The following is a 6,165-nucleotide window of genomic DNA, read 5'->3' on the forward strand; positions in this document are numbered from 1 at the left end:
CTCGCGCAATGACGATGCCCAGAGCTCCAGCACCGTCTCAATCGAAGCGCCCCTCATCCACGTCCCCTGAACCATGATCACCCATGGATTCAGAGATCGAGGAAAGACGCAACTGTAATGCTAGGCTATGCTGCCTTTGCCCAAGCCAGTCCGCGCATCGTCTATGCCAGCGCCTGCGGCTATGGACAGGACGGCCCGTATGCGGACCGCCCGGCCTATGACGACCTGGTGCAGGGTGCCTGCGGCATCTCAGCCCTGATGGCCGAAAGCGGGGACGGCCAGTCGCGCTATGCACCCGTCAACATTGCCGACCGCGCGGTGGGGCTGCACCTTGCTATCGCCATCCTCGCCGCCTTGCGCCACCGCGATGCGACCGGAGAGGGCCAGAGCGTCGAAGTGCCTATGTTCGAGACCATGGCGAGCCTCGTGCTGGGGGACCATCTCGGTGGACTGACGCATGAGCCACCGACGGACGAGGGTGGCTATGCGCGGCTGCTCGCGCCGATGCGCCGGCCCTATGCCACGGCCGACGGCCATCTCTGTGTGCTGATTTATGATGACCGGCACTGGCAGGCCTTCCTCCGCGTAAGCGGCACGGAGGAACTGGGGAAGGACCCGCGCTTCGCGACCCAGGCCGGGCGCAGCCAACATGCCACGCTCTTCCACCAGACCCTGTCTCGCGTGCTCGCCACCCGCGGCACAGCGGAATGGAGCGAGGCACTCACGGACGCAGATATTCCGTTTGCGCCCATGCACGACCTGCGCAGCATCCTGCAGGACCCGCATCTTAACGCCGTCGGCTTCTTCGGCTCAGCGTGGCATCCCAGCGAAGGTCAGGTCCGCAGTTTGCGCGTGCCCACGCGTTGGAGCGCATCCCAGCCCTCCCCCATGCGTGCTGCCCCGTTGCTCGGGGAACATACGGAGGAGTTGCTGGCTGAGATCGGGTGCGAACTGGGGCAGCGAGGCGGCTGAGTTCCTGACCCGGCACCGACGGGAACACCGCTCGCGCAGGCCGCTTCGGGAAGGCGGCCGTCAACCTGCAAAGGGGCCGCTCGATCACGGCGCCCCCTAGAGCCCGCTAGCTACCTCGATCGGGCCCGACCGTCAGGTAATGGCGGACGACAGGCGCTCCTGGCCCCTGGTGAAAGCGGCGCACCGCTTCCTGCACATTCGCATCGGCCTGGACACACGCTGGCGCTGGTGCTGGTGCTGGTGCTGGTGCTGGCGCAGGACTCCACCATCAGCCATTCAAGCACCCGCTCCGCATCCGCCGCCGTTCCGTCGAGACTTGGTACAGGGTCGGCCAGCAGGGCTCAGGCTAGTGTGGATGGACGGGACAAGATCGGCCTCCCCGCCGGCAGTTTCACCCTGTGCAGCACCAGGGCGGCGACCGCCAGCCCCGCCGCCGCGATGAGCAGGGCGCCCGGAACACCCGAGGCCTCCGCCACCGCGCCCAGCCCAGGCTGCCCGCCGCCATCGCGCCATTGAACACGGTGAGATAGACGGCCAGCACACGGCCGCGAACCCGGTTCGGTAGGATGGCTTGCGCCGTGCCGTTGAGCGTGGCGAGCGCAAAGATCCAGGCGGCTCCGAGGAGCAGGAGCAGTGGCAGCGCCAGTACGCCTGGCGGTCCGAAGGCGAGAAGCCCCATGATGGCAGCGGTGACGAGCGCCGCAGCATGCGTCAGCGCATCCGCATGGGATGCGGGCACGCTATGGTGCGGCGGACGCCCTGAAAGGCCTGAACCTCACAGTAGGTGAAGGCGAGATCGTGGCCCTGCTCGGCAGCAACGGTGCCGGCAAGAGCACGACGCTCCGGTCAATCAGCGGCTTGGTTCCGAACCTTTCCGGCTCTCTGAACTTTGCCGGACAGTCGTTGGTGGGGCTCAAGTCCGAGGCCATCGCTTGCCTGGGCATCGCGCATGTGCCGGAAGGTCGCCGCGTCTTTCCGGGCTGACGGTGCGGAAGAACATCCTGCTCGGCGGCGGCAACCGGCGTGGCGTACCCCGGCGGCAGCTGCAATGCGAAGCAGACAGCATGTTCGACTTCTTTCCCGGTTTTACGCCCCTGGAACGCGCGTTGGGTTGGACGCTTTCTGGAAGGGAACTCCAGTTTGTTGCGGTTGCCCGGGGCATGAGGACCAAGACCCGCATGCTGCTCCTGGATGAACCCAGCCTTGGTCTGGAACTGCTGATCGTGCAGCAGGTATTCCGCATCATCACCTCGACCCGTAAGCTCGGAACCACGGTGCTGCTGGTCGAGCAGAATGCGAATTTGGCTTCGTAGGTCGCAGGGTTCACTGCTTGTTGTTGCCAAGCCTGCTGAGTTGTGAAGCAACCTCGAAGTTCGTGCTGCCTATCTCGGTGGACTTGCCGGAGCCGCAAGCGCTCCTGTAAGCCTCGACGTAGGCCATGTCTGACCGTTCAGTGTCGGTCGGGTGCGCTCGATCGCGATCTGTATTTCGAGTTCTCCCTATGAGTAAGGGCCAGCTCGACTCACTCTTGCACCTATGAGGCAAAACGCTTTGCCTGATACCCCGCCGTGCGCTTGGCCGATGGTTCATCCTACCAGAATGTTCGGCCAGCGCTCTCCCTCTCTACCGAGAGACTCAGGCAGGCTGCACTTGATGCCATGCGCTAAGCCTCCTGCAGTCGCATGCTGATGTCTGTCAAACACAGTTTCGTGATATCTTCCGTTCAAAAAGCAGTGAAATAGCCGTCGGCCTTGAAGCCGGTCCCAGCGCCTTGATTACCGCGGAGCGACGCGCTTATTAGAGTTCGGACTTAGCCGGGCATGGCAGGTCTCACCCGCAGTGTCCGGCAAATCGTTGATATACAATCAGCGCGGAGGGGCCTGATCTCAAGTTTGGGCTGCGGGTACATGTAACCACGCCGAAGCACTGGCCTGGTGGAGAGAGGCTCTTGGCGAAGATTGCAGGCAGATACGAGCTGGGCGGGCCGCTCGGCGGGGACGATGGAGGAGCGGTCTTCAAGGCGTATGACCGCATGCTCGACCGCCTTGTCGCGGTGAAGCTGTTCGAACTGCCGATTCCGAACAGCACGGCAAGCGCTGATACGATCAGTCGTTTCCGTGTCGGAGCCAAGGCCGGAGCCAGACTCTCACATCCCTACATCGTCCCGGTCTTTGACTACGGTGAAACCGCGGATCATGCCTGGATCGTAATGGAGCTGGTTGAAGGCTTCTCGCTTAGGCAGGTCCTCGACCGCAGCGGGCGGCAAACGATGCCGCGCGCTTTGCGGCTGATGGAGCAGATTCTGTCTGCCCTCGAATACGCGCACGAGCACGGTGTGATTCACCGGAACGTGAAACCGGGCAACGTCATACTTACGACCAATTCCGTCACGAATGAGATCGCCGCCAGGCTGACGGATTTCGGCATCTCGCGTAGCGAAGATGACGCGAACAGGACGCAGGTAGGGGGCGGTACGGATCCTTACATGGCGCCCGAGCATATCCCTGGGCACGCCGACCGGCGTGCCGACATCTGGGCAGCGGGCGTCATATTCTACGAGTTGCTCACTGGGCAGAAACCGTTCATCGGCGGGCGCGACGACATTCCCTTCGGAAGCAGCACTGTCGAGCCGGAGCCGCCATCGAAGCGCGCGCCGCTTCCACCGGCCATCGACACGATCGTTGCCAAGGCCTTGGCGAAGCACCCCGGGGATCGCTACCAGTCGGCGGCGGAATTCATAGCGGCGCTACGCGCCCTGGAGCCAAAAGCCTTTCAGGGCGACGCCCCCCTCCCGCCTGTGCAGGCCCCCGCGCCACCTCCACCGCGAGCACAGCGCGAACATCCTCGGCCGCCCGTGGTAGCTCCGACGATAGAAGAGCCGATCGAAGGCCTGCCCGAGGAGCCTCAGAGTCAGCCGCGGCGCCCGCTCTATGCGGCCGTAGCCGCTGGTCTTAGCTTTTGCACCTTTGTTGGGGTCGTAGTGGCCCTGAATGGGGATCTCCTTCCGGCGCAGCAACCTTTGCCGAGCGCGGCGATCGCTCCGACGCCTCCGCCCGCCCCTGTGCGGGCGCCCGCTTTGACACCGCCGTCAGCATTCGCGTCGGCTGCCGCAGGCGCGGCCGCAGCCATAAGCCGAGCGGATTGCGCCCTGCTGGAGGTGGAGGCTGACGACCGGCGGTTCTCAGCGAGCGGCGTGCTGCGGGATAGTTCCAAGAGTGCCTTGCTCGGCACGCTAGACGCCTTTGGCCTGCCGTCTAATAAAGTTCAGCTCGATCTGCAAACCTTCGATGCCGATCTTTGCCAGGTGCTCCAGACCGTCCGCCCGACGGCCGTGCACGGCGAAGCATTGCCGCGCCTGGCCTTGAGCAGCCCCGATCCCCTCCCGGCGGGGCAAAACCTGCGCTTCCGGGTGCGTACTCCGGACAGGCCTACCTACCTGCACGTCCTCTTCTTCGGCTCGGAAGGGCAGGTGGGCAACATGGTGCAATCGGACCGGCCGCTCCCTGCTTCTTCCTCACTGGAATTCGGCGAGCCATATTGGACGGCTGCCTCCCCATACGGTACCGGTCTGCTGGTCGCGATCACCTCCGACCGCGCGCTCTTCGCGGAACGGCGCCCTGCCGTCGAAACATCGTCCGAGGCGCTTGATGCGCTGGCTTCTGCGATCCATGCGGCTCAGGACGGGGGCGAGCGCATCGAAGCACGGGTCATCACGGCCACCTCCCTCCCGCCCACATAGGAGTCGACATGCGCGCCTTTGTCGGGGCCTCCTTGGCCTCGCTCGTCTTTGTCTCCGCTGCACAGGCGCAGTTCAACCTCGCGCCCGCTCAGCCAAGCCCGGCCCCTGCCCTGCCTTCCGCTTCGACGGACGTGCGGCCGCCCGAGCCTGTTCAGCAGGAGATGCCCGAGCCTCGGCAAAGGCGGGAGGAAACGCGGCGCCCGCGCGAGGAGAGACGTCAGCAGGATTCATACGAGGCGCGGCAAAGGCGGGACGAAGTCCGCGAACGGCTGGACGAGTTCCGCCGGCAGCAGGCACGGGAGCGGCGTGGCGGAGAGACCGCCCCCCGGGACTCGTACGAGAGCAGCGGGCGCTTCACCGAGCGGCCAGCGGTACCGGGCATGCTGACCGACCCGCGCAATCACTGCTCGGTCTACGTTCCTGGCGCGCCACCTGGCGCCAGCGTACAGTGGTCTGGCGCGTGCCGTGATGGCTTGGCCAGCGGCCCGGGCGAATACCTTCTTTCCGTAAATGGCCAGACTCTGGCGAACACCCAGGGCGCCTTCAGCGCGGGCCGGATCAGTGGGCCAGGCGTACGGATCATGGCGAATGGCGATCTCTACCAGGGCGAGTTCCACGACGGACGCGCGAATGGGCAGGGAATGTTGCAGTTCCGCGGTTCGGATGGCGGCACTTATGAAGGCGAGTTCCGCGACGACCTTCCGAACGGGAGAGGCGTGCGGAGCTGGCGCAACGGTGCGCGCTACATGGGCCAGTGGGTGGCTGGGCTTCGGCAGGGCATCGGCACGATGAACTACGGCAACGGCACAAGCTATACCGGTGAATGGCGCAGCAACCGGCGCAGCGGCACCGGCGCGATGAACTATGGCGGCGGCACCACCTATGAGGGCGGCTGGGCGAACGACCAGCGCGAAGGAACAGGCACTTATCGGGTGTTCAGCCCGAGCGGTGCTTCCTCGGTCTATACCGGGGCGTGGCGCAATGACATGCGCAATGGCTTTGGCACCGAGGTGTTTCCAGGCAGCAATGTGCGCATCGACGGGAATTTTCTGAACGACAAGCCGCACGGGCGCGTTGTCTACACCAGCAACGGGGACAGCTTTGAAGGGGAGATCTACGACGGTTGTCTCCGTACCCGGGGACGCGTCATGCGCGTTATCAACGATGGCGGGGGAGAGTGCCGATGAGCAGAGGAACCGCGCCTGCCACTTTTGCGACGGGCTTATCACGCGGCCGGCCGGCGCGGCGGGAAAGCTTGTGGCTGGCGGCCTTGCGGCGCGGGGGCACCGCTCGTGTCAGTCTCCGCTAGGTTCGGTAGAAAGCGGCACTAGCATTACAGTTGCGCGTTACGTTTGAGGTGGGCTTGCTGGGCGACAGCTTGATGTGCTCGTCGCCAGAGTGACCATGCGATGACGTGGGCGGGCCGGATTTTTCGTTGGGCCAGTTGGACCGCT

6 protein-coding genes are annotated in these 6,165 nt (G+C 64.8%); 5 read left to right on the plus strand and 1 reads right to left on the minus strand.

Annotated features, from left to right (window positions below; all coding sequences use genetic code 11):
- Window positions 1-117: 117 nt before the first annotated feature.
- The gene (locus GSE44_RS24720; protein WP_159351488.1) at window positions 118-972 is read left to right on the plus strand and encodes a CaiB/BaiF CoA transferase family protein; all 855 of its coding nucleotides are present in this window, start codon (window positions 118-120) and stop codon (window positions 970-972) included.
- A 391-nt stretch (window positions 973-1,363) separates the two neighbouring features.
- Here GSE44_RS24720 and GSE44_RS26835 read toward each other — a convergent pair whose 3' ends face one another.
- Window positions 1,364-1,711, minus strand: coding sequence for an MFS transporter (locus GSE44_RS26835; RefSeq protein ID WP_235925126.1), 348 nt, complete (start codon window positions 1,709-1,711; stop codon window positions 1,364-1,366).
- Between GSE44_RS26835 and GSE44_RS26840 the strand changes: the two genes are divergently transcribed.
- The 4 genes from GSE44_RS26840 to GSE44_RS24740 all read left to right on the plus strand — a co-directional run bounded on the left by GSE44_RS26840 (window position 1,702) and on the right by GSE44_RS24740 (window position 5,898).
- Complete coding sequence (locus tag GSE44_RS26840; RefSeq protein WP_201306243.1) at window positions 1,702-1,956, plus strand: ATP-binding cassette domain-containing protein; 255 nt, start codon at window positions 1,702-1,704, stop codon at window positions 1,954-1,956. The two genes, GSE44_RS26835 and GSE44_RS26840, sit on opposite strands and share 10 nt — an antisense overlap.
- A 2-nt stretch (window positions 1,957-1,958) precedes the next feature.
- The gene (locus GSE44_RS26845) at window positions 1,959-2,285 is read left to right on the plus strand and encodes a P-loop NTPase family protein (RefSeq protein ID WP_201306244.1); all 327 of its coding nucleotides are present in this window, start codon (window positions 1,959-1,961) and stop codon (window positions 2,283-2,285) included.
- A 635-nt stretch (window positions 2,286-2,920) separates the two neighbouring features.
- On the plus strand, window positions 2,921-4,711 hold the full coding sequence (locus tag GSE44_RS24735) for a serine/threonine-protein kinase (RefSeq protein ID WP_159351489.1): 1,791 nt from the start codon (window positions 2,921-2,923) through the stop codon (window positions 4,709-4,711).
- Between the two features lie 8 nt (window positions 4,712-4,719).
- Window positions 4,720-5,898, plus strand: coding sequence for an MORN repeat-containing protein (locus GSE44_RS24740; protein ID WP_159351490.1), 1,179 nt, complete (start codon window positions 4,720-4,722; stop codon window positions 5,896-5,898).
- Window positions 5,899-6,165: the final 267 nt, after the last annotated feature.

The sequence above is a fragment of the Muricoccus harenae genome, from assembly GCF_009848505.1.
GTDB classification, from domain to species: domain Bacteria; phylum Pseudomonadota; class Alphaproteobacteria; order Acetobacterales; family Acetobacteraceae; genus Roseomonas; species Roseomonas harenae.